21 protein-coding genes are annotated in these 24,241 nt (G+C 51.4%); 9 read left to right on the top strand and 12 right to left on the bottom strand.

Annotated elements, in window-relative coordinates; genetic code table 11:
• Positions 1-12 precede the first annotated feature (12 nt).
• The gene (locus NYE26_RS02090) at positions 13-369 is read right to left on the bottom strand and encodes a hypothetical protein (RefSeq protein WP_339253522.1); all 357 of its coding nucleotides are present in this window, start codon (positions 367-369) and stop codon (positions 13-15) included.
• Between the two features lie 146 nt (positions 370-515).
• Here NYE26_RS02090 and NYE26_RS02085 point away from each other — a divergent pair, with 146 nt between their 5' ends.
• Entirely contained in the window at positions 516-1,349 is an 834-nt protein-coding gene (locus NYE26_RS02085) for a hypothetical protein (protein WP_339253520.1), read from the top strand.
• A 68-nt stretch (positions 1,350-1,417) separates the two neighbouring features.
• Here NYE26_RS02085 and NYE26_RS02080 read toward each other — a convergent pair whose 3' ends face one another.
• Positions 1,418-2,443, bottom strand: coding sequence for a carbohydrate-binding protein (locus NYE26_RS02080; RefSeq protein WP_339253518.1), 1,026 nt, complete (start codon positions 2,441-2,443; stop codon positions 1,418-1,420).
• A 233-nt stretch (positions 2,444-2,676) separates the two neighbouring features.
• On the opposite strand from NYE26_RS02080, the gene NYE26_RS02075 reads away from it, so the two are divergent.
• The 3 genes from NYE26_RS02075 (at position 2,677) to NYE26_RS02065 (ending at position 6,384) form a co-directional block, all read left to right on the top strand.
• Positions 2,677-3,243: a hypothetical protein gene (locus NYE26_RS02075; RefSeq protein WP_339253516.1), complete on the top strand. Its 567-nt coding sequence runs from the start codon at positions 2,677-2,679 to the stop codon at positions 3,241-3,243.
• 287 nt (positions 3,244-3,530) lie between these two features.
• Positions 3,531-5,687, top strand: a complete 2,157-nt coding sequence (locus tag NYE26_RS02070) for an ATP-binding protein (protein WP_339253514.1) — start codon at positions 3,531-3,533, stop codon at positions 5,685-5,687.
• Between the two features lie 7 nt (positions 5,688-5,694).
• Positions 5,695-6,384, top strand: coding sequence for a response regulator transcription factor (locus tag NYE26_RS02065; protein WP_076080298.1), 690 nt, complete (start codon positions 5,695-5,697; stop codon positions 6,382-6,384).
• Positions 6,385-6,421: 37 nt separating this feature from the next.
• On the opposite strand, the gene NYE26_RS02060 is transcribed toward NYE26_RS02065, so the two are convergent.
• The 8 genes from NYE26_RS02060 to NYE26_RS02025 all read right to left on the bottom strand — a co-directional run bounded on the left by NYE26_RS02060 (position 6,422) and on the right by NYE26_RS02025 (position 14,723).
• The gene (locus tag NYE26_RS02060; RefSeq protein ID WP_076080296.1) at positions 6,422-6,991 is read right to left on the bottom strand and encodes a hypothetical protein; all 570 of its coding nucleotides are present in this window, start codon (positions 6,989-6,991) and stop codon (positions 6,422-6,424) included.
• Between the two features lie 213 nt (positions 6,992-7,204).
• Positions 7,205-8,431 (bottom strand): RtcB family protein, encoded by a 1,227-nt coding sequence (locus tag NYE26_RS02055; protein WP_339253512.1) that lies wholly within the window; start codon positions 8,429-8,431, stop codon positions 7,205-7,207.
• A 221-nt stretch (positions 8,432-8,652) separates the two neighbouring features.
• Positions 8,653-9,099: a copper amine oxidase N-terminal domain-containing protein gene (locus NYE26_RS02050; RefSeq protein WP_339253510.1), complete on the bottom strand. Its 447-nt coding sequence runs from the start codon at positions 9,097-9,099 to the stop codon at positions 8,653-8,655.
• A gap of 128 nt (positions 9,100-9,227) precedes the next feature.
• Complete coding sequence (locus NYE26_RS02045) at positions 9,228-9,944, bottom strand: M24 family metallopeptidase (RefSeq protein WP_339253509.1); 717 nt, start codon at positions 9,942-9,944, stop codon at positions 9,228-9,230.
• Between the two features lie 154 nt (positions 9,945-10,098).
• Positions 10,099-10,767, bottom strand: a complete 669-nt coding sequence (locus NYE26_RS02040) for a hypothetical protein (RefSeq protein WP_339253508.1) — start codon at positions 10,765-10,767, stop codon at positions 10,099-10,101.
• 82 nt (positions 10,768-10,849) lie between these two features.
• On the bottom strand, positions 10,850-11,569 hold the full coding sequence (locus tag NYE26_RS02035) for an SDR family NAD(P)-dependent oxidoreductase (RefSeq protein WP_339253507.1): 720 nt from the start codon (positions 11,567-11,569) through the stop codon (positions 10,850-10,852).
• Entirely contained in the window at positions 11,566-12,570 is a 1,005-nt protein-coding gene (locus NYE26_RS02030; RefSeq protein ID WP_339253505.1) for a tRNA-dihydrouridine synthase, read from the bottom strand. Before NYE26_RS02030 ends, NYE26_RS02035 begins: the two co-directional genes overlap by 4 nt.
• Positions 12,571-12,776: 206 nt before the next feature.
• On the bottom strand, positions 12,777-14,723 hold the full coding sequence (locus NYE26_RS02025) for an AarF/ABC1/UbiB kinase family protein (protein WP_339253504.1): 1,947 nt from the start codon (positions 14,721-14,723) through the stop codon (positions 12,777-12,779).
• Between the two features lie 375 nt (positions 14,724-15,098).
• On the opposite strand from NYE26_RS02025, the gene NYE26_RS02020 reads away from it, so the two are divergent.
• Positions 15,099-16,319: an MFS transporter gene (locus NYE26_RS02020; protein WP_339253502.1), complete on the top strand. Its 1,221-nt coding sequence runs from the start codon at positions 15,099-15,101 to the stop codon at positions 16,317-16,319.
• A gap of 94 nt (positions 16,320-16,413) precedes the next feature.
• On the opposite strand, the gene NYE26_RS02015 is transcribed toward NYE26_RS02020, so the two are convergent.
• Both NYE26_RS02015 and NYE26_RS02010 read right to left on the bottom strand, forming a co-directional pair.
• Positions 16,414-17,241, bottom strand: coding sequence for a CPBP family intramembrane glutamic endopeptidase (locus NYE26_RS02015; RefSeq protein WP_339253501.1), 828 nt, complete (start codon positions 17,239-17,241; stop codon positions 16,414-16,416).
• Positions 17,242-17,260: 19 nt separating this feature from the next.
• Positions 17,261-17,800, bottom strand: a complete 540-nt coding sequence (locus tag NYE26_RS02010; RefSeq protein WP_339253499.1) for a TetR/AcrR family transcriptional regulator — start codon at positions 17,798-17,800, stop codon at positions 17,261-17,263.
• 191 nt (positions 17,801-17,991) lie between these two features.
• Between NYE26_RS02010 and NYE26_RS02005 the strand changes: the two genes are divergently transcribed.
• The 4 genes from NYE26_RS02005 (at position 17,992) to NYE26_RS01990 (ending at position 23,881) form a co-directional block, all read left to right on the top strand.
• Positions 17,992-19,869: a leucine-rich repeat domain-containing protein gene (locus NYE26_RS02005; protein ID WP_339253498.1), complete on the top strand. Its 1,878-nt coding sequence runs from the start codon at positions 17,992-17,994 to the stop codon at positions 19,867-19,869.
• A 166-nt stretch (positions 19,870-20,035) separates the two neighbouring features.
• Positions 20,036-20,812 (top strand): methyltransferase domain-containing protein, encoded by a 777-nt coding sequence (locus NYE26_RS02000; protein WP_339253497.1) that lies wholly within the window; start codon positions 20,036-20,038, stop codon positions 20,810-20,812.
• A 171-nt stretch (positions 20,813-20,983) separates the two neighbouring features.
• The gene (locus NYE26_RS01995; protein WP_339253496.1) at positions 20,984-22,822 is read left to right on the top strand and encodes an HSP90 family protein; all 1,839 of its coding nucleotides are present in this window, start codon (positions 20,984-20,986) and stop codon (positions 22,820-22,822) included.
• Entirely contained in the window at positions 22,823-23,881 is a 1,059-nt protein-coding gene (locus NYE26_RS01990) for a hypothetical protein (protein WP_339253494.1), read from the top strand.
• The last annotated feature ends 360 nt before the right edge of the window (positions 23,882-24,241 follow it).

The following is a 24,241-nucleotide window of genomic DNA, read 5'->3' as shown; positions in this document are numbered from 1 at the left end:
CCTTATAGAATTTCACTTCACATCTTCCATTTCGCTCACAATCTCTGGTGTGAAATCCCGTTCTGTACCATTTGCTTCAATAATGGAAATTTGCTCAGGCGGGTTATCAAGGCTCTTTCCCCTGACTAGCAACTGCCGTTCCCCTTCGATTTTGTACTTTCTAATATACAATCCTGAGCCGATATCTTCGAACGGATACTTGTCGAAATCATCCCAGCTTAGTGAGGCTCCCTTTTCAGATAAGCTCTTTAATTCGTGCAATGAAATATATTCCCTTTCATCTTCTTTCTCTTTATTTTGACAGGCTGCACAGAGCATTAATACGAACAACAATGTCATTGAAAGCTTAAAGCATTTGGATAATGTCATATAGCCCCTTCTTTCTTCCATATTTTTACTGGATATATACTGGAAATTATTATACCATATTTATGTAAAACACACTAATAATAGAACAAAGGAGGCGTGGTAAACAACTGCAAGTCAAGTGTGTTAAAATATCAGGAGGTTTCTGAATGAAAAAACTACTTTCCTTGCTCACAGCTGTTGTAATGGTATTTCTGCTTACTACCCCAGTATTAGCAAGCACAAATACTAACGAAATCAATTCACAAAATGTTTCAATAAATCAACTGGAATCATCTGTTGACCCTTTAGCTTCTTTTAATCCGGATCCAAAAGAATGGTTAGAATGGTTTAATAGCTTACCTGAGGAAGTACAATTGCAAGTAAATTACAGACCTGCTGGATATACCTCCACATTCAGTAAAACAGCCTTACCAGCCAGTGAAATACCAATTAATGAAACACAGTACCCTCAAAGTTCTTCTGAACCTAAGCCGGATTCCAATAAATCTGCAGAAGTCCAACGACTTGAAACCATGGTAACTGGAGGATACGAACATCCTTATAGTACCAGTGTTTGGGCACCATTGACAGATAAAGCGAATTGCTACGCTTATATGTTAAATACCTCTACCTATTCAGGCCACAAGTTACAACCAGGTGAAAAGGCAGGAAGTATTTTTTCAAGTTTAACAACAAACAGTATCATTACTGCAGCAAAAGCTGACATGCCATACATGAGTAAATCTCTTCGTAGTTCTTCTTATAGCGAGGTTCCAGGTTATAGGGAATACAAAGTGGCATTAGTCATTGCTCCCAATTATGATTATCACTGGTATAGACAAGATGCTGACGGAGGCTGGTCACATAAACGCGGCCTGACCGCCATTGATTTCAGAGATGCAAGCGGCAACTCCGTTCGCAACCCGCAGACCGCTGATCGCAATTATGGTAATGGTCTCAATTATTCTACATTCAGCGGATGGTATATTATTAAATACTAACTCGAAAAAAAGACGCTGCGGGGTAATTCCCGAGCGTCTTTTTCTTTTATGGAAAGAAAGGTGCTCCCTTAGTTCTTCCCCCCATACCCCTTATACGTCCCGTACACGGCATTCGCATACTGATCCGCCAGGATCGGGCGGCCGTAGGAATCGGTGGCGCCTGGATACCAGTTGTCGCCCCCGTTGTAATGTAAGAGTCCGTTGTAGATATTGCCGAATCTTGCGATCTTCTCATCGAGAATCAGTCCGCCTAAGGCTACCTGATCCTGTTCGCTGCTGTGATTATACGTGCGGCCGAATTTGGCGCTGAATTGGGAGGCATACGCGGCACGTGTATTCGGCTCGACCTGCATCAAGCCGTCACCGGCGGATGGACTGCCCGGCAGACCTGCTCCGAAGCTGCTTTCCTTCTTGATCACCGCGCTCAGTAGTAGTGCGAAATCTCCGCCTTTTCCGAATTTATTATCCACATTCATGGCATACGTCCAGATCTGGCTGGGCACCTCGGAGGGGCGGGTGACGCCGGTTGCGGGCGGTGAACCGGTGTAGATTTTGACCGAAGACATCTTGTCATTCACACTCTCGCCGACCCAGGAGGAGCTTGCTGTATAGGTCCACTTCGTGCCGCCGAAATTATCGTCCGCATACACCTCCACCGTCCAGCCGTTCGGTACCTTGAGCGAGGACATCCAGTCATTCGGAATTCCCGCATTGTTCAGCTGGGACAGCACATAATTGCCTGTTCCCAGGGTGACGGCCTTGCCGCCATAGTCCCTATCTGCATAGAAGATGGCTCCGTTCGTGGCTGGGGGTGTGCTGGGCGTGGGTGTCGGTGTCGGTGTTGTGCTGTTCCCGCTCTTCCACAGTGCAGGAACATTCGGCGGCTCCCAGCCAGTCAGGGACGTATGCGCCTGAAGACAGGTATATGTACCTCCGCCATAGGTTACGGTGTCATTCACCGCATAGGCCGTGTTCGGCGACCACGCTCCTCTCGCGGCTGCATCTGCATTCGGTAAGGCGGTGAAGAACACGGAGAGCAGTAATACGAACGCGGACATTAGGGATACAGCTCTGACTGATACTTTCTTATACAATAGCCAAGCCTCCTTAGATCATTTCCCCTCATAAAATAACCCCACAAAGCCCCAAAACATAACACTAAAAAGAGCCCTCCAGGGGGCTATTCATCAGGGTACTATATTTTATTACCGAATTTCTAATTCATTCCATAAATCATGTAGTTTTTATATAGCTTGTCGAAAGGATTTTATTACCATATATTAAAAGTTAGATATTCCTTATCCAAAAGAAACGAGGATGCTCTTTTATGAAAATCAAAATAATGTTACTTCTTTCAATATTCGCTTTCTTGTTTGTGGGCTGTGACATTAATGTTGTAAATGATCCTCTCCCTCAAGCAGAAATTTATCACCCGCCTTCTTCCCTCTTAGAGATTGCAATTGTGGGTAAAGTCCCTTTTGATTCCGTCAGAAATGTTAACTACATCTCTAAGAACCTCAAGGATATTGTCGAAGACCCTACTATTCATTATGACGGATTAATTATTACTAAGGATTATCTGGCTGAAGCAGCCAAGCAAGAATATAGAGATTTCTTTAGCAACCTAACGTATCCGGTATTTTTCATGGGGACGGAGAATTTGCTAGCGAAGGTATTTCTGGATGACCGTTTAACCCTTGATGCAGCAAGAATAGACGGCTTCGGCGCTAACGTATCCGGATTTGTTCTGTCGGAGGGTAAGCATTTGGAGTGGGGCTTGTATCTACCAGACAACCCTACAGAAGCAGATAAAGATATCAACATGGTTCTAAGAATCTCCAATATATTAGAAGATTTCAAGCGCAAATGGAACAAGGGGCTTCACAGTGATTGATCACTGAGAAGCCCTTGTTCCTTTTAATTATTCATCAGAATGGCATCACGGAAAAGCTCCCCTTGCACCCCTGCACGATGGATAACTCCTCACTTAATCACCTCGAGAAACTTACAATTTTCGACATATCCTTTTCCTTATCTAGCATTCTACACGGGAATTTAGCCTCTTAATGAAAGAAAAGAGAACTTAAATAGTGCAATTTCACACAATTTTCGGCAATGATGCTATCATTAAGGCAATGAGCTTAAGAATGACGAATCTTGTAGATTGGGGTCGGCTTCATCATGAGGGGTATACTAAGGTCCGGTTCTCGTAATATCTGGTTACATATCGCTGTGGTCGTGGTTATCGGGCTGATCGCAAGCTATGCCATCCTGTCTGCAACGCCGGGTGCCTCCAAGCCCCGAAGCAAGGAAGGCCTTCTGGATCTAACACATACCTCTATCCGTACGAATCCGCTGAAGTTACAGGGAGAATGGGCCTTCTATTGGCACGAGCTGCTCTCACCCGGGGATATACGAAGCCGGATGGCAGGCGGGGAATCAGCTGAGCGGAACCGGTATATCAACATTCCCAGCTCCTGGCTGGGCTACCCGCTGGATGGGCAAACGCTGAAGGGAGAAGGTTATGCCACCTTCCGGCTGGTGATCCGGCTTAGTGAGCAGGATAGCAAGGAGCGGCTGGCTCTGAGGCTGCCTACTATTTTTCATGCGTATAAATTGTGGGTGAATGGAGAGCTGCTAGCTGAAGTCGGTGTGGTGGATCAGGACAAAGAGGGCATGACGCCGCGTCTGGCGACGAAGCTGGTGTTCTTCCAGCCTGAAGGCGACACGGTGGAGCTGGTGATGCAGGTAGCGAACTTCCATCATAAGCGGGGCGGCATCACTAAGAATATTGAAATGGGTGGCAGTAATGTGTTAACGGTCCGGACCCATCTGAGGATTTCTGCGGATATGTTCATCACTGCCAGCCTGCTGGTGATCGGCGTGTATCATCTGCTGCTGTTCATGCTGCGGCGTAAGGACCGGGCACCGCTATACTTCGGTCTGTTCACTGTGATGTTCGCGATCCGCTCCCTGCTGAACGGCGAGCTTATGCTTACCCAGTGGCTGCCTCATTTTCCGTGGGAATTGCAGTTCAAGCTTGAGTATCTGATTCTATGCCTTGGCGGGTGGATAATCACGATGTATTTTGAGTGCATTTTCCCGGATTACGTGTCGCGTTGGTTCCGCTATGGCTCCCGGATCGTCACCGGCGCACTCTGTCTGGTGGTTGTGGTGACCCCTGCCCTCGTCTATTCCCGGATGCTGCTGCTGATAGGTGTGGTCGTGGTTCTCCATATGGTGTATCTGATGGTGGGGCTGGCTCATGCGGCGGTGCGGCGGATGGAGGGAGCGCTGATCTTCATGCTGGTGTCGGTGGTGGCTCTCGCTACGGTGATCAACGATTTCCTGTATTACAACGAATGGTCGCCCATCGGGAACAGCTCGCCGTTCGGGCTGCTCATCTTCACGGTCGCCCAGATGCTGCTGCTCTCTTCAAGATTCACGCGGGCGGCAACGAATGAAGAACGGATTGCGCGGGAGCTGCAGGAAGCCAATCTCAAGCTGACCGGGATGAATGCCAATCTGGAGCAGATCGTGCTGGAGCGCACCCATGCCTTATCCGCAGCCCACGAGGATCTCCGCCTATCGTATGAGCGGTTACTGCACTCCGAGGAAGGCAGGAAGAAGCTGCTGGCCTACATTACGCATGATCTGCGCATGCCGCTGTCCAGTATGCTGGGTTATGTCGAGGCAGTGATGGATAGGGTCAAGCCGGAGAGCAATGAACAGTATCTGCAGTATATCCGCGATAACACGATAAGGATCAACCGCATGATCGGGGAGCTGAGCTTCTTGTCCCATCTGGAGACAGGGCAAGTGGAGTACCGGATGGAGCCTGTTCAGGTGACTCAGTTCCTGCGCGGCTTCTATGAACAATATGAGCTGGTAGTGCGGGACGCGGGGCTGGATTTTGATCTGGACATCGGGGATACAGCAGACCCAAGCTCTGACCTGCCCGTTGCCAGGATCGATACGCAACGCTTAGAACAGGCACTATTCAATCTGGTGTCAAATGCGATGAAGTTCACTCCTGGCGGCGGGTTGGTGCGTCTTGTTTTAGATGTGGACGAAGTGAACGATACGCGGTGTGTGGTCATCAGCGTACAAGACTCCGGCATGGGTATTCCTCCAGAGCAGTTGGAGCAGATCTTCGACCGCAATTACCGGGTGGACCGGCCGGGGCTGGACATGGGCGTAGAAGGTAGCGGGCTCGGGCTGGCGATATGCAGGGAAATTGTACAAGCGCATGGCGGGAGTGTCCGGGCGGAGAGCGACGGGAAGACGGGGTCGATTTTCCAGGTCATATTGCCATTGATTCAGGAAGCAGGAGAGTGACAATAGAATGGACACATACCGAATTATGATCGTCGACGACGATCCCCATATCTGTGAGATTGTTCAGCTATACTGCCAGCGGGAAGGCTTCGAGTCCTCGTATTGCCACAGCGGAGCCGATGCTATGATGCAGCTTGGGTCATTTAACCCGGACCTGATTGTGCTGGATGTGCTGCTGGCGAATGAGAACGGCATTGACTGGTGCAAGAACGCACGCAATTACACGAATGCCCCGATTGTGTTCCTAAGCAGTCAGGAGGAGGATGAGGTGAAGATCAGCGCCTTATCGTATGGCGGGGATGATTATGTGACCAAGCCGTTCAGTCCGGGCGTACTCATGGCCAAGATCAAGGCTCACCTCCGCAGGGTATCCACAGGCAGAAGGGAACAGCTGCTGGAGCTGCCGGGACTGACGCTGGATTTCTATGCACAGTCGGTCCATATGGGCAGCAGAACGATTTTTCTGTCGAAAAAAGAATTCAGCCTGCTCTCCTACATGGCACAGAACGTGAATCAAGTGGTCTCTGTCGATACGCTGTTTCACCTCATCTGGGGGATGAAGAGTCTGGAGGATACGCGGACGGTGGCGGTCCACATCAGTAATCTGCGCAAAAAAATCGAGGAAGACCCTATCCATCCCGAGCGGATCATTACAGTCCGGGGGGCCGGATATATGCTGGTTGCGGGGAAACGCTAAGCGTAGCGAATCGCTCCAACGGGAGCAGCTGTAACAGTCATAATGCCCCGCGCCGCAGATCATAGAAATACTCCACCGCCGGATGCTTCCGCTGCATCTTCCCGGCCATCCCCTCGATCCGCTTCCGCCCGACTCTCCGGTCCATCAGAGCCAGAATATTCAGTACCATATCACTGCTCTCAAGGCTCTCCTCGATAGGAGTAACCAGGAACTTATTCGCCACCACAATGAAATTTGATTTCGTCAGGGCACTCTGGGCCAACATTAATGCCTTGGCGTGTTCGGTGGTTAAGCGGCTTCGGGCCATGATGATTAGGCGGTCCTCAGGGATGGGCCCCTTGGCCGTCAGTCTGACTGCTTCAATGTCTTCATGGGTGACGGAGATATGCAGCTCCGGGTCATTCTTGACCTCCAGCTCGGACGAATACCAGCGGATGGGGCTAGACTTATCGGTCATGCTGAGAATGTTCTTCTTGTCCACCGTAATATAACAGGTGCCTGATTTATCCGGCGAATAGCGGTAAGCGGGCGCCCGGTACTCTACCCGTCCTTCTAAGGATGGACTGAGGAAGCCCTCCAGTTGTTGCTTCAGTTTGCTCCAGGACATGTAATCCCTCCCTATTGAAAATGGGAAAAGGCCTGTCGGCCTCTTCTTGAAGTTCTATGTTACCATACTTCCCGTCCTTGTTGCCCGCCTGTGGAGACTTCGTGAGGGATATTATCTGGGGTGATACAAGATAGGATTTCATCCAGTGTAACCGACTTAGGGTTGATGATAAGATGTCCTTCTTCCTTATCATGACGCACTTGAATCCCCCCCTCAATCCTTATACGGATCGAACTCATCCGCGCCCGCCATACATACGCCCACTGGCTTTAGCACATGCATAACCTCAACAGTCCCAGCGTGCGCGTTCAACACCTCTTGCAACTTCCGGTAGACAAAAGGACTCTCGTCCGTCCCCGCGCCGCGTAGCACTACGCCGAACTGCCGGACCGCCTCCAGCATTTGCGCTGTCGTAATTTGACCGCCGCTGCGGGTACGGGTTTTATAGTTCATACGGCCCGCAGCCTGGGTCCGGCTCATGATTCGGCCCGCTCCATGAACGGTGCTGTAATAAGCATCCCGGTTCTCCTCGCTGTCCTTACCCCGGACGATTACGGAGATGTCTCCCATGCTGCCCCCGATGAAGCCCATCTGGCCGGGTGCGGACGGAGTGGCCCCTTTGCGGACGACGATGACTTCCTTGCCGTCATGCGTCTCTTTCCAGGCATAGTTATGATGGTTGTGCACCGCGAGATCCGCTTCCGTTCCCAGAATCGCCAAGACCTGCTGGATGACATAGTCTCTTCCCGCATAAGCATAGCGCCCGGCCAGCTTCATGGCTCTGTAATACATATCGCCCAGCTCACTGTTCAGGTCGAGCAATACAGGTGGCTGATCCATCTTTTCCCCGGGGGCATTCGCCAGAAAATCTCTGCCTGCTGCCAGGTTAAGGAACCCGCTCGCTGTCTTATGCCCGAATCCTCTGCTGCCGAAATGATTGGCAATCCATACCCGGCCCGTTGCGTCTTCTTCAAGTATATCTACGAAGTGGTTGCCGCTGCCGACTGTACCGAGCTGATTCTGCGCCAGGGCCTTCAGCTTATCATGTACTCCGCTGCCCACTGCCTTGAACACCGCCCAATCCGGGTCGTCGAACAGCTCGTGTTCCACACGCTCGTTATTAACCCGGCCTATGCCGAAGGAGATTCTGCGGGCAATCTCATCCATAATCCCTGAGAGCCGCGGCCGCAGCTCCTCTATCTTCAAGCCGGTCCGCACCGCCTTATTCCCGCATCCGATATCGTAGCCTACGCCAGACGGGGAAATCTGTCCATCGTATACGACCACGCCGCCGATTGGCTGGCTGTAGCCTTTATGATGATCTGCCATGAGCAGGGTCTGCACCACATTTCCATTCTCCTCACACATCCGGGCCTGCATCAGGGCTCCTTCATCCGGCTTCCCCCACACGCGCACACCGTCAATATTCTGATAAGCCATATCTTTTCAACCTCCTATGTTCGGGATCACCCGACGCTTCTGTGTCTATATTCGCTTATATCGGGTCCCAGGTACATGGCGGAAGTATTACGAACTGGGGGTATATAACAATGTAGCATAAGTTGTCGGAACTCAGGAACATAAATAGACCGCCCCGGTGAAGGAAACGGCCTATTTACTATCACACAAGATTATATTCTTTCTGTACGATTATACGAAGTTTATTTAGTATTTATGGTTGCAATCTTCTTCACATTATCCCAGCTTATAGTCGCCCCTATGGCTTGGCTAATAAAACGGAGGTTCACATAAACCGTGTCTTCAGGTGTATTAAATGGCGTTTGAGTTAAAGTAAATTCTTTGCCATTGACATTGGCCTTAAGGCTATCCACTGTCATTTTAATCGTTATCCCTGTGGTTTGGGCCGTAACATTTCCGGTTTTGGAATCCCATTGGACATTCATATTTAATGCTTCAAATATTTTACGAAAAGGCACCATCGTGTTCCCATTTATGATGATGGGCTTAGCATCGAAGCCAAGGGGCTTCCCGTCTAAAATAACAGAGCCATACGTGGTTGGTGTCGCTGCACTCACACTGGAGACTGAAATACAGCCCACTGAGGCCATGATGAAAACAAGAAACGGTATTATAAATTTCAGTTTCATAAGGCTCACCTCCATTACTCCTTCATCCCTACGCATTCGAGTCCAGCATCGCCGGAATATTGATTTCCTTCACACAGGAAGCCTTGGACATTGTGTACGTATCCTCTTATGCATATATCCGTACGTTCTTATAAAATAAGTAATTCTCCATCACGAAAATAATAAATATTCTCCCGTTTAAAACCGTACAATCCATTTCTGTGCTTAATATGCGGCTCAAATGTAAATAGTGATTCTTCACTAAGCTTCATCTTATTCCCGGACTCAAAGTATTTTCTGTGATCTTTATCGAATTCGATGGTATGCCCCAAATTTCCGAAAAAATCAAGATTAATGTAACCAAGTTGTTGGATAACCTCGTTCATATATAAGTAGACTTGTTCAAAAGTCATGCCCGGTCTTACATAATCAATAAATTTGTTATGGAGCTCCTTTTCGGCGTTAATTCCATGTGAAAATTCTAGTGCAGATTCATTATCGGGGTGTGCAAGTGCGTCTTCGGCAATTACTTTTCCATCAATCACTATTAGTGTTCGTGCATAGTCTCCCCAATAGGCGTTAATCTCTGGACTAAGATCTATGGTCACGATATCATTTCTGCGGACCAATGTATCCGAAGGCTTATACTCCTTACCCGACTCGGACCTAATTGTTCTCTTTCCAACGTGAACAAATGCCCCTACACCGTGATACCAAAAACTATGAATCCCCTTTTCTCTCATAATCTCTTCGGCTCTATAGACGATTTCCTTTTCTGTGATGCCTTCTTTAATTATCCCCTGTAATTGACTTATAGTAGCTTTTGCGATCGATTGAACGTAAGTATACTGTGACAGATGCTCCACACTAAAACCTCTCTCCCCTTGACCGCGCGGATCGCGGCTGCTGGCATTCTATTAAGTCTGATTCTCCGCAACCCTAAGGCAAGCCGTACGACTGATGAAAGAGTGACGGCCCCAAAAAGCACCCAAAACGAGTGCTTTCTTCGGGTTGGACTTATTAGGATGAATCTGAGGTTCCAGGCAACACGATCACTGTCGGATAACCGATATCCTTGCCATCATGGGCTTGATAATTGAGACCCTTGATCCCATCTTCTCTTAACTCTGCGGTCTGCCCGCTTCCATAAGTGAATTTATCTTGCTCTACTTTGGTAATAAGCCATTCTCCGCTACGTTTCTCCAAGGTATATTTCTTAGCAGTTGCGGTGAACGGCTGATCCTTCAATTCTTTATGTTCGAACGTGTATATGTTGGCTTGATTGGAGTTACTCCCTGCATACACATCCGATATGCGAACCGTTGCAATAAGCTTATCCATTTCCGCTCCACGAAGGATGTGAAGCATACGCTCTTTGAGTATGTCGTACTCCTCTTGCGGCATATTCGCCAGATCATCCCGGGTGTATGTGGCAGCATCATATCCGAATACAATCTCGCCGCTGATCGATGCCCAATATTCTTCACTTACCAGTTCATTTACAGCTTTATGATATTGTCTATATGATTTATGAAGGTTAAGGAGATTATACTCACTCTGTTCAACGATCCTCACCTGCTCCACCATCTTCCGCTTCTCGGAATCGCTTATTGAAGAACCAGAACTGCATGCTGCTAATAGGGATATACACAAGACCAGCAACCCGCACATTAAGCTTTTATAGCTCATGCTCCTCCCCCTTACCTGCCGTTTGTCTGAGCCACTGCGTAATGCCCCCGAAGCTCTTCTAACCGCGCAACATCCTTCATCCCTACGCATTCGAGTCCAGCATCGCCGGAATATTGATTTCCTTCACACAGGAAGCCTTGGACAGGTTCATGACGCATTGCACCAGGGATACGATATCCTGAAGCGGAATCTGCGCACCGTTATAGGCGGACAAGACGGGCTCCACCCCGGCCTCCAGCGGAATCTGGGTAGCAATCTCCCCGGGATTAATGATAGTCACACCGATGCCGTATTTCTTCACATGCTCCCTCACCGCATTGGCAATCCCGCGCAGACCGAACTTGGAAGCGGCGAACGATACCTGGGTGTAATCATTATGGTCAAGACCTGCCGTAGAACCAATCAAGAAGATTTTGGCGTTCTCTGACTTTATAAGATTGGGCAAAAGCTTCTGGATGCACGTAATCGCCGAAGTCACATTGATGTTAATAATGCTGGCAATCTCACCCGGATCATCCTGCTCAAAATCATAGTCATCGCTGAACCCCTTGCTCTCCCATACGCCAACATTATAGATGAATACGTCCAGGGTAACGCCGTTCAATGATTCTGCAATCCGCCCCGCAGCATCCGGCTTCGCCAAGTCAGCCTCAATCCAGGTCCGCTGAACCCCATCCTCCAGCTTCATGCTGTCCGGATACGTTCTGGAGACCACCCAGACCTGATCGCCTGCCACCGGCAGCGCCTTGACGAAGGCCTCTCCCAAGCCTTTGCTTGCTCCGAAAATAATAAAGTTTCTCATACGCCCTCCCTCGAGTCCCCAAGATCCTCCGCCCCGTCTTGCTCCTTGCCTGCGAATTCATCCAGCAGTGCACGCACCTCACGGGTGGACTTGGTGTTCATTAGATTATTTCTGAGTTCACTGGCGCCGCGGAAGCCGCGGACGTAGATTTTGAAGAAGCGGGGCAGCGGCTTGAAGGAACGGGGTTCCAGCGCCGAATAGTGATCGTGCAGATCCAGGTGCAACCTAAGCAGATCCAGAAGCTCCTTGCTGCTATGCTCCCTTGGCTCATGTTCGAACGCAAACGGATTATGAAAAATCCCGCGCCCGATCATAATCCCGTCCACCCCATACTCTGCGGCCAGCTTCAGGCCCGTCTCCCGGTCCGCTATGTCCCCGTTAATCGTCAGCAGGGTGTCCGGCGCGATCTCATCCCGCAGCTTTTTAATCTCAGGAATCAGCTCCCAGTGGGCCGGGACCTTGCTCATCTCCTCCCGCGTACGCAGATGGATGGACAGATTCACAATGTCCTGCTGCAAAATATGAGTCAACCAGCCCCGCCATTCGTCCACGCTGCTGAATCCAAGCCGGGTCTTGACGCTGACGGGCAATCCCCCGGCCTTCGCCGCCTGGATAATCTCCGCAGCAGTGTCCGGCCGGCAGATTAGGCCGCTGCCCTTCCCATTCTCGGCTACATTCGCTACAGGACAACCCATGTTCAGATCGATGCCCTTGAAGCCCTCTTCAGCCATGCTGATGCTCATCTTCCGGAAATACTCCGGCTTGTCCCCCCAGATGTGCGCAACCATCGGCTGTTCATCCTCGGTGAAGGTTAATCGCCCCCGCACCGCCTGCTTCCCCTCCGGGTGAGCATAGCTCTCTGTATTGACGAACTCCGTAAAAAACACATCCGGCCGGCCCGCCGCACTCACCACATGACGAAACACTACATCCGTCACATCCTCCATCGGAGCCAGTATAAAAAAAGGGCGTGGCAATTCACGCCAGAAATTATTTATCATATGAAGTACCTCTCTATGCGTGCCAGGATAATCCTTATCCGGCCGTAATAAAGCTAAATTATATCATAACTCCTTGGGATTTGTAGCCGCCAGCCAAGGCCCCCTCTACAGACAATAAACCCCAGAGGAGTCTCTGAGGCCGTGTGTGTATTCACTGCTATTAAATTCTGCCTAACCATACCTGCCATAATCTCTTCTGTCCTCCTCTAGCCCTTGGGTTTCAACTGCTTAATCACGGACATCATCAGAATAATCATCCCCGTGCCGAAGCCTGACATCGATAAGGGAGCCAGGACGAACCGCATGATCTCCCCCTGCACCCAGAAGCTGGCCAGCATGATCACCATACAGATTACCGTGAACATCCCGACCGTCAGCGTCCCCACGAAATCCGTCAGACTATGATTGTCCTCACGCGCAAGGGTGATCCGATTGTCCTTCAGCAGCGGAAGCTCCAGCAGCTTGGGGATATAGTCCTCCAGCCGCCCCTTCACCTTGCTTAGCTGCTCCTTGACGATCTGCCCCTGATCCATCTGCTCTGCGAAGGACTGGCTTGCTGCGGATAGAGAGTACGACTCATCTACAGAGGACAAGGTCCCGTCCAGGGTAATAATCGCCCGGAAGGCACCGGCCACCGTCGGCTTCAAAGACATTCCCAGCTCGGTAATCATCGACATCAGCCGTCTCATCATGACACTGGTAGGATCAGGCGAGAAAGAGGCTTCGGACAAAAGTCTGCCGAGGCGCCGCTCAATCATTCGCACATCCAACAGCTCCCCTTCTTCACAGACTCCGGCCAGACCCTGGGCCATCTGCTTCGTATCCTTCCGGCTGTAGCCCATCAGGAAGTTCAACATCCCGGCCCGCTCTTCCTCTGTCAGATAACCCACGGAGCCGAAGTCAATCAGCGCGACCTTCCCGTCTTGGGTCAGCATCAGATTGCCGGGATGCGGGTCGGCGTGGAAGATGCCGATCATCAGAATCTGCTGCAGGAATGCGTGCATGATCATTTCGGACACATCGCTGCTCACCTTTCGGGTGAACCGGTGCCCTTCAATATATTCCATGGTCAGAATCTGCTTGGTCGAGTACTCGGCGTAGATCTTCGGCACTTGTATCGGAATATCGTGTTCCTGGAATGCTTGGCGCAGCAGGTTGGTATTCAGCGCTTCGATGTCGAAGTCCGTCTCTTCAATCAGATTCGTTTTGAAGCCTTGGGCGAGCTGGATTAAGCCGAGTCTTTGGATTTTGGAGGAGCGTTCGGAGAGCCGGGTCACGAATTGGATTAACAGATCCAGATCTACGCTCATCTTCTGCTTCACATCCGGCCGCAGGATTTTGACAACTACCTTCTCTCCCGTGGACTTCAGCCGTGCCAGATGCACCTGACCGATCGAAGCGGCTGCAATGGGCTCCATTCCGAAGTCTTCATACGTCTCCTCCAGATCGCCGATTCTGCTGTCGATGATCTCCTTCAGCTCCTTCCGGCTGAGCGGCTTAACCTGGTCATGCAGGCTGGAGAACGCTTCGATGTATTGCGCAGGCAGCAGATCCTTCTTGGTCGATAAGACCTGCCCGAACTTCACGAAGACTCCGCCCATGTTATCCAGAATGGCAGCAATCACCTGCGGCAGCTTCGCATGATCCTGCTGGAGCAGATGGTTCAGCCCTTTGCGTGAAGCGATCCAGAGCAGACGGATCATACGCCTGAAGCCCCGCACCTTACCCATCACATACCCAAGCGGGTTCCCGGACTGAAGCAGCTTGAAATTGAATACGCTAAGCAGCATGTAGGTATAGCAGGAGATAAATAGAATCAGCAGCGGGTAATAGATGAACATCACCCTGACCATCTCCGCTTCGGAGGGAACCACAGGCTGCTTGAAGTAGGTTGAGGTTATGATGAGAGTAACAACGGACGTGCTGAAAAGAATCGCCACCATCAACTGGAACTGTTCATGCTTGAAGGTCCTGATGCTGCTTATAATGAAATACAGAATGAACGCCACGACAATAATGCTGCTCATATAGAATTGCTCCAGCACTTGCACCAGCATACTGACCGCCACCGCGCTGATAAGCGGCATCACGATCTTATGCTTCGCATTGAATATATAGGCAAGCGCTACGAACACACCGAAACATATAAGCATTACTATGAAAAAGAACATCCTCCAGCCCCCTGTATCCGCTTCATTATTCCCAATATAGCATACTAGGCTGAAGATGCGGAATGCTCCGATATTATTGACATCTGGAGAACTTCAATGTTAAGCTCCAGCTATAAAAATTTGAGGAGGATGGCAGCCGATGATTCCACGTATATGGTAAGCACGTTCAACAAAAGCTGATTTTCCACCAAGTGTGGGCTTTTTTGAGCTGCTGCTATTTACGTTAAGGACATCGATTGCGATCCGCTACGGCTTATTTCACTATGCCCGGTTTCGCACTGTCCCATCATGTAATTGTTGCAGACCCAAGTCCACTTCCGGATTTGGGTCTGTCTTTATTAGGGAGGTAAGAAACTTATGAATATTCAATGGAAAAAGACGTTCGCCTTCATCTTCAGCGGGCAAATCTTCTCGATATTAACATCGGCGATGGTTCAGTTCTCCATCGTCTGGCATCTGACCGAGACAACAGGATCGGCTACCGTGCTGATGCTGGCCGGTCTGGCCGGGTTCCTGCCGCAGGCGGTCTTGGGCCCGTTCATTGGCGTCTGGCTCGACCGCTGGAACCGTAAGCTCACCATGATCGCCGCGGACAGCGCCATTGCACTAACCAGTCTGATTCTGGGTGCCTACTATCTATGGGGGGAGCCGAGTTTATGGATCGTGTATGCCATTCTGCTGATTCGTTCGGCAGCCTCGTCCTTCCATGCCCCTTCATTCCAGGCTGCGATTCCTCTGATTGCGCCGGAAGACCAGCTCACCCGGGTAGCAGGCTGGAACCAGCTCATCTTCTCCGCTTCCAGCGTACTCGGGCCTGCGCTTGGAATAGCGGTATACTCGGCTACTTCACTAGGAACCGTATTGCTTTTAGATGTGGCAGGTGCCTTAATCGCTAATGTCATGCTTCTGTTCGTCCAGATCCGTCAACCGAAGCCGGAGAGCGTGGAGATACCCTCATTCCGTAAAGAGTTTATGCTCGGCTGGCGGGCCTTCCTGTCGCAAAAGCCCATTGTCACGGTAACGGTTGCCATGGCGGTCTTCAGCGTGGTATTCATGCCGCTGGCGATGCTGTTTCCCTTGATGACGCTGTCCCATTTCGGACGCGGCGGTTACAGCGCCAGCCTGATTGAGGCCGTATTCGGGATCGGGATGATCCTTGGCGGTGCGCTGCTGTCGGTGCTTGCTTCCAGGTGGAAGGACACCACCTACATGAGTGTGAGTCTGGTTGTAATCGGGCTCACCTGTGTCCTGAGCGGGATAGTCGGGCGCGAGGCGTTCCTTGCTTTTACCGTCCTCTCCTTCCTGATGGGTGCCGCAGCACCCTTGTTCAACGGCCCTTACATGGCGATGATCCAGAAGTCTTATGAGCCTGAACTTCTAGGGCGCGTACTCTCCTTCGTGACGAGTATCGGACTCTTGTCTTCTCCGATCGGGCTTGCACTGGCGGGACCTGTGGCCGACCGGTTCGGCGTTCCGTTCTGGTTCTTCTGGTCGGGGATCGTTGTGGTCCTGATTGGAGTATTCATATTTATCAGGTTTGCGAGGACTGGGGCAGAGAAGCCATCTGCCAGTGAGTAAATGAATCAAATAGACCGTCCTCCCGTTAGGGAAGGCGGTCTATTTGCCTTACATCAGCGCTATTCGCCCGAACTGCCGCAAGACTTCACCAAGTTTATCTATCTGCAAAGCGCTTCAATCGTCTAGATCTGAGCCATAAGCCGAATCCGATGAACAGAATCGTTGTCATCACGCCGGTGGTCGGGCTAAACCACAGTTCGCCTGCCGGCGTGAATGTAATGATCCCTGCAACCGATACCAGCAAAGTAGGCACTCCATCCTCCACTGCGTGCATGAGTACACACGGCCACACCGATTGTGTAAGACGATAGATTTCAACGTACATGATGGACCAAGCAACCATCAGCACACAGCCTATGACGACATAGCCCCATCTTGACGTAGTCCCGAAATAAGTATCCGGCAGGAAAACCAGATAATAAGCCGTATGCCACAGCGCCCAGACCAGACCGGACACAAGATAGATCATCCAGTCATTCAGCTTCAATGCGATCAGCTTCGGAGTCAGATAGCCGCGCCAGGCGAATTCCTCGAAGATGTTCTTAATAAAGCTGCCTGCGAGCGATACCAGAACCAGTGACAGAATCGTATGTAGTTCGACCTCTGAAGCGCTGGCGCTATTGAACAGCAGAGCAAGCCCCACCACAATAACCATCATCACCGGATAGACTGCAATGGCTGCGCCGTACCACTTCCTATTTTTTCTAAAATTGAACCTTACGCCAACATCCTTCCAATCCCGATTCACCAGCCGCAGCACGAGCATTGCGATCACGGGCAAAATCAGCCACAAGCCCATTCCCGGCGAATTCCCTTCCGGCTGATCCGGCAGCTTCGTATCCACCCATACCCCAATCCAGCCGCACGCCAGCACAATAACGATGAACAATAGAAGACTAAGCTTTGTTCTGCCTGCTGTCATATGATCATCCCCTCCGGGTTCAAGATTTCTCCGAGCTACGCTTCGCTGTGCTGATGACATCCTCTGCCGCGCTGTTCAATAGCTGAATCATCTGCTCCTCCGTATAATGGTCCGGCAGCAATTCGTTCGCAACCATTACACTCATCCCGACCTGGAACATCTTCATCTTGAGCAAAATCATCCCCAGTTCATCATCGGTTAATCCATTCAGATCCGGGTCCGTTCGCATCATCTGAATGAACCCTTGCGTCTCTGCCTCATTGTACTTCGCCTGATCATTCTTCTTCATCACCAGATCCCGGAACAGCACCGGATACTCTCTGGCAAAACGGATGCTGGCCGCCCCGATATCATGGAACGGATGCCCGGAGTTCTGCTCCAGCAGAATTTGTCTGCTCACCGTAAGCGTTATCTGGAAAACCTCCTCCACCAGCTCGCCAGCCTCTTTGAAATTGACATAGATGGGGGCGATAGAGCCTCCCAGCTTCTCGGCCACCTTACGGATGGTCACGGCATCCACTCCTTCGGTCCTCGCAATCTCGAACGCCGCAGATGTCAACCTAATCTTAACGGCTTGATTCTCCTTTTTAACAATTGTTGTGTTCTGAGCATTTGTTCATATAGAATCAAATTATCAGCTTCTCTCCAGAGAATAATGGAACAAATCAGCGTAACTCACGTAAATTCCGATAAGTATTCAAGTGATACCGGCGCAATTTCATCATCACATCATGAAGGAGGCAGCAGCCCGTGGCATTTATCCCGTTAAATTGTCCCAATTGCAGCGGAAGAATTGAATATAAGGAAGGCGCGATTCTCAAGTGCCCTTATTGCCAGACTGAGCTTCTGCTCAAGCAAAATAATGTCTACTATGTGGATCAGACCATTAATCATTATCACGGGGCACCCCCTCCCAAGGCCGCGCCGAAGCCACCCGTCTCCGTCTCTATCCCCATTAGGCTGGTGCTAATTCTGCTGCTGGTGCTGGGCGGGGCCATCGGTACTTATTTCTATTACGGCCTCAGCTCTCCGCAGCTGGCAACCAAGGCTAATCTGTCCGTACGGACGATGCCCGAAAGCGAGGTCCTGCTCACCTTCCTGCGGGAGACCCTGGGTAAAGGCTCTGCCATGCCGACAGAGGAGGAATTGGCCTCACTGCGTTATTTAACTGTGGAGCGTTCGAAGAATGACCAGTGGCAGTTCACTTACAGCTTCTCCGATCCCTTCAGCGATGCGCAGGCCGAGAAGCTTACTTATGTGACCCAGGACAAGCGGCTGAATACCCAGCGGATTGATCAACGGGATTTCGAAGCCTTCAAGGGACTGACGGCACTGAACCTGACGAATACCTACGAGATCAACCAGGCGGACCAGACAACGCTTGCCCATATGCCCGGATTAAAAAGCTATGGCGGCGCCTTCAACGAATCCTTCAGCGCCTTCTCCGGCTACTTCGGCGATAAATCTAAAATTACGGAGCTGTCCACTCAGCTGCGCAGTAATCAGGAAGTGGCCCTGCTGCTGGAATTTCCCAATCTAAGCTCACTATCCATTACCTATGTGGATGAGTCTATAACGGATTTGCATCTGCTTAATAAGCTGCCGCTGAAGTCCCTGTCCCTTACCTTCGTCAATGACCTGGGGTGGTTATCGTCCATGACCGGGCTGTCTTCTCTGGCTATCTATCACAGTGAAACCACAGATCTGCAGCCGTTATACGCCTTAACCGGGCTCCAGGAGCTTAAGCTTTCCTATTTATCCAATGTGAAGTCGATCGACTTCCTGCAGAACATGCCTGCACTGCAGACGCTTGATCTCGAAAATGTGAATTTCTCCAGCCTGGAGCGTCTGGCCGGCAAAACCTCTATTACCTCGCTCCGCCTGGCTTCCTTAAGCCAGCTTGGCTCGGTAAAGGCCGTGAATAGCTTGTCCTCGCTGCGGGAATTCACCTTGGACGGTTATTACGAGCAACCAGACAGCCTTACTTTGCCGGGCGTCAAACGGGTGGAAATCCCAGCTTCCTTCCTCTCCGGGCTGAAGGCCCCTGCGGTAACGGATCTGACACTCCGGGGCGGAAGCGGGGAGCTTAATATGGCTGAGCTGAAGAAATTCCCTGAGCTTGGGGAGCTGTCCCTCTGGGGGAGCGACGACATCATCCAGCTTCGTTCGCTGGACAGCTTGCCCCGTCTGAAGACACTAAGTATCTATGATTCGTCGCTGTATTCAGAGAGCGACGCCTTATTCCGTCTGAAGCAGGTGAACACGCTGGTGTGCTCGGAATGCCGCCTGAATTTCAAGCAGACAGCAGCAACGAATAGTGTGCTTGAGCATCTGACCTTGGACCGGCCATACTTCTCCATGAATAACAACTCCGTTAGTGAGGTTGACCAGGTGATGCCTTACTTCGCGGGCCTAACTGCCCTGCGTTCCTTCACCCTGCAGGACAACAACCTGGCTTCTCTTGCGTTCATGAGCAAGTGGCAGGCCATCGAGGAGCTTCATCTGGAGAACAATGCGATTTCCAATATAGAGCTTCTGAGCAAGCTGCCCAAGCTGCAACAGGTATTCCTGACTGGCAATTCCGTGGCAAACAAGTCCGCGCTTGATGCAGGCGTGCTGGTGTATTAATTCCCCTATTATGATATGAGAGAATAGACTGCCCTCCTTACAGAGGCTAGCGGTCTATTTTGTCGGCAGCACACTTATAGGCAATGCTTATCAACTGTATAGCAACTATATATTTCATTTATAAGCTATGCAGTACTATACTGAATTTCATAAGGAGGGGAAGTACATGAATGAGCCGGCTTCCAATAACCAATGGCAGGCAGACACGTATGATCACAAACTGGATTTCGTCTCCAAGCTGGGCGGCGATGTCCTCTCTCTGCTCCAGCCTCAGCCCGGTGAACGCGTGCTGGATATCGGCTGCGGGACGGCCGACCTGACGGCTAAGATTGCATCCGCCGGAGCGGAGACTGTTGGCATTGATCTGTCGCCCGAGATGATTGCACGCGGCCGTGCCAAGTACCCGCATCTGAATCTGAGCACCCAGAATGCTTACACATACCGAACCTCCGGGACCTTCGATGCGGTGTTCTCCAACGCTGCACTGCACTGGATGAAGGACGCACACGCAGTTGCCGTGACGGTAGCAAGCGCACTGCGGACCGGCGGACGGTTCGTCGCCGAATTCGGCGGCTACCGCAACGTTGCCGCGCTGGTGAATGCGACCGAGGCCGCACTGTCCGCGCATGGCTATGATCCGCAGGGACGCAATCCATGGTACTTCCCCACCATCGGAGAATATACGGCCGTGCTGGAGGCGCATGGCTTCCTCGTCACGCTGGCCCAGCATTTCGAACGGCCGACTCCCTTGCAGGGCGAGAGCGGAATCCGGGATTGGCTCGACATGATGGCCGATGACTTCTTCTACGATGTCAGTGCAGAAGACAAGACTGCGATCTATCGCGAAGTGGAAGATCAGCTGCGTCCGGAGCATTACCGGCAGGGCCAATGGATCGCCGACTACCGGCGGCTGCGGGTCTGTGCGGTGAAGATGGCGGACTAAGAATAGATTGGCGGGAAGCCCAGGTGAATCAAGACCTTGGGTTTCTTTGTATTTTCAAGGCAGGGAAATTAGGAGGATTGGGAATATCTGTTTCTTATAATGCAGCTTCTGGGTAATACATAGGGTTGCATCTGTCTACATATCAATTGATTACAGAATAGGAGAACAAACATGGAGAACCAAAACCAGGATACGTACCGTTTTCAGGTGAACTTAAGCGGTATGATCAACATTTTGTCTAACCATTTGTATAGCAGCCCGAAGGTATTCTTAAGAGAACTGCTCCAGAATGGCATAGACGCGATTACTGCACGGCAGGCCTATTCCCCCGCTGGATACGAAGGCAAGATTCATGTCGAGGTCAGCGGGACCTCTACCGGGGCGACCTTACTGGTAGAAGATAACGGAATCGGGTTAAACGAGGCAGAGATTCATGAGTTCCTGGCCATGATCGGACAATCCTCCAAACGGGGCGAAGACTTTCTCTCCACCAATACCTCTTTCATCGGGCGGTTCGGCATCGGGCTCTTGTCCTGCTTCATGGTGAGTGACGATATCGTTATGGTTACCCAATCCGCCAAGGGCGGCCCTGCACTGGAATGGCGCGGGAAGCCGGACGGCACCTATACGATCCGCAAGCTCGAAGGGGAGCACGCTCCGGGCACCAAGGTTTTTTTGCGTTGTAAAGAAGGGTCCGAAGCTTACTTCGAGGAGAGCAATCTGCAGGAAGGGCTGTTCCATTACGGCGCTCTGCTGCCTTATCCGATCCAGCTGGTGTCGGACCGTAACACCCGCCTGATTAATCCGCTGACCCCGCCGTGGGTCAAAGATCCGCAGTTGGCCCGTAAGCATCGTGACGAGGTGCTGTCCTTCGGTAAGCAGGTGCTGGGAGAGACGTTCCGCGATTTCATTCCCCTGCACACCGCCTCAGGCCGGACGGGAGGCATCGCCTTCATTCTGCCGCACGCGGTGAACCTGAACGCCAAACGCAATCACCGGGTATACCTGAAGCACATGCTGGTCTCCGAAGCTGCCAGCAATATCCTGCCGGACTGGGCGTTCTTCGTGAAATGCCTGATCTGGACCAATGAGCTGCAGCCCACCGCTTCGCGGGAGCATTTCTACGAGAATGCCCAGCTGGAGCAGGTGCGGGAAGAGCTCGGGAGCTCCATTCGTCAGGAATTGATGCGGATGGCCGAGTACGACCCGGATCGCCTGCAATCGATCATTTCACTACATGCCTTATCCATGAAGGCTCTCGCAGTGGAAGATTCATCGTTCTATTCTATCATTCACGAGTGGTTGCCGTTTGAGAGCACGTATGGCAGAAAGACGCTTGGCGAGCTGAAGCAGCAGCCTCCCCTGTACTTCACGGCGACGCTTGACGAATACCGCCAGATTACCCACGTGGCTTCGGCCCAATCCATGCTGGTGGTGAACGGCGGGTATATCTATGATGCCGAGCTGCTGGCCCGGCTGCCGCTCATTGACCCGGATGTGCAGACGGAACGGCTGCTGCCAGAGGAGGTGTCGTTATCCTTCACCGATATCACCCCTCAAGAGCGGCTGGACTACTATGAGTCCGTAAGACTCGCAGACAGTGTACTTCAGAAGTTCCGCTGCCAGGTGCAGCTGCGCCGCTTCAAGCCAGAGGAGATTCCTGTCCTCTACACGCTGTCTGAGGAGTCCGCCCAGTGGCGTGTAATGGAAGCAACCAAAGAAGTGAGCACCGATGCCCTAGCCTCCGTGCTGGGCAGCTTGGGTGCTTCGCTTAAGGAGACGGCATACGCCACACTCTACTTCAACCTGAATAATCCTGTCATCGGGCGGGCATTTCACCAGGCGAACCAGAAGATGCTGCCCTCCATTGTCGAGATGCTGTACTGCAATGCGCTGATGATGGGACATTATCCGATGAACCGCCAGGAGATCGCGCTGCTGAACCAGGGCATTATTCAATTCATTGATTGGGGATTGACGGCTAATCAAGCCACAGGAGGAGACGAATAGATGAATCTTACCGAGATGGATTTTGACGATCTGATGGAGGAAGCCTATGACCTGCCGGGCGGCAAGGCTAAGCTGGAGCTGCTGGAGCAGGCGGTACGGGTGGCCGATGCCGCAGGAGATATCGACCAGGGCTATGAGGCCCGCAGCGAAATCGTAGAGCTGGGCAGCTTCCACGGGTATCCGATGAAGGCGCTAGTCGCCTTTTCCTGGCAGCTGGGGCAGTATGACAAGAACCCGGGCCGGTTCGATGATTATAGCCTAATGTGGTCGTACAAGTGGGTGCTGGACCGCATTACCGCTTTTGCAGATATTAGCCGCACTCAGATTGAGAACCTGCTGGAAGATATGAAGACCCGCTTCGCAGCGGAAGGCTACAGCAGCCGGACCTATCACTATTACCGGGCGAATATCCTCGAAGATTTCGGGGAGCTGGAAGCTTCAGAGGCCGAATGGGCGATTGTCCAGACCATGGACCGGGACGAGATGAGCGATTGTGAGGCTTGTGAGCAGCATGGCCTGGTCGAGTTCCTGGCGAAGCAGGGAGACGACGAAGCAACCGTTAAGGCAGCCGAGCCTATTCTCAAGGGCCGGATGACCTGCGGTGAGGTCCCGCATGTGACCATTACGAAGGTGCTGTTCCCTCTCCTGCGGCTGGGCCGCCAAGCGGAAGCGGATAAGCTTCAGAAGAAGGGCTACAAGCTGGTCAAAGGCAACCGCGACTTCTTGTATCATCAGGGAGAGCATATTGGTTACCTGACCCTGACCGATCCAGTCAAGGCGCTGGAGGTCTTCGAAGAGTATATCGCCTCCTCGCTCGATCATGAGAACCCGGCCGATCAGATGATCTTCAACGCCTATTCCGCCAAAATGTTCCGCCGTCTGGCGGAAGAATCCATCCGCTTCCAGGTTAAGCTTCCGGCCGGCCACCCGTGTGAGCGTCAGTCCGAAGACGTCGCTGCGCTTGCGAAGTACTTCCAGCAGTTGGCTCTCGCCACAGCGGAGAAGCTGGATAAGCGGAACGGTAACGGTTATTATACTGAGCTGCTGGAGAAGTTATAGGTTGTGTTCCGACGGCGGTTTGTAAGAACAAACGCAAATAAGAGCAGCTCCCGTATTGGGGGCTGCTCTTTACACATACTAAATACGCATTTACGTCAAAATTTTTCCAAACATAGGTAATACTACGGCATTTGATATGCTATACTGATTGAGCAATAGAATAGGCTTAAAGGGTCGGTCGGCTACCTCTCTCAGAAGGGAGGGATGCCTTGTGACAGTGTTTGAAGCAATGATGCTGATGCTAACCTTTGGTTTGCTTATCGTAGCTTTACTGTCCGATAAACGCAAATAGACCGCCCTCCCACCAAAGGTGTGCGGTCTATTTGTCGTATCCTTTTGTTGAGGCCTACCGCCCTTAAA

Source organism: Paenibacillus sp. FSL P2-0136 (genome assembly GCF_037975325.1).
GTDB lineage: Bacteria > Bacillota > Bacilli > Paenibacillales > Paenibacillaceae > Paenibacillus_AQ > Paenibacillus_AQ silagei.
This window is presented reverse-complemented; position numbering and strand designations above follow the sequence as displayed.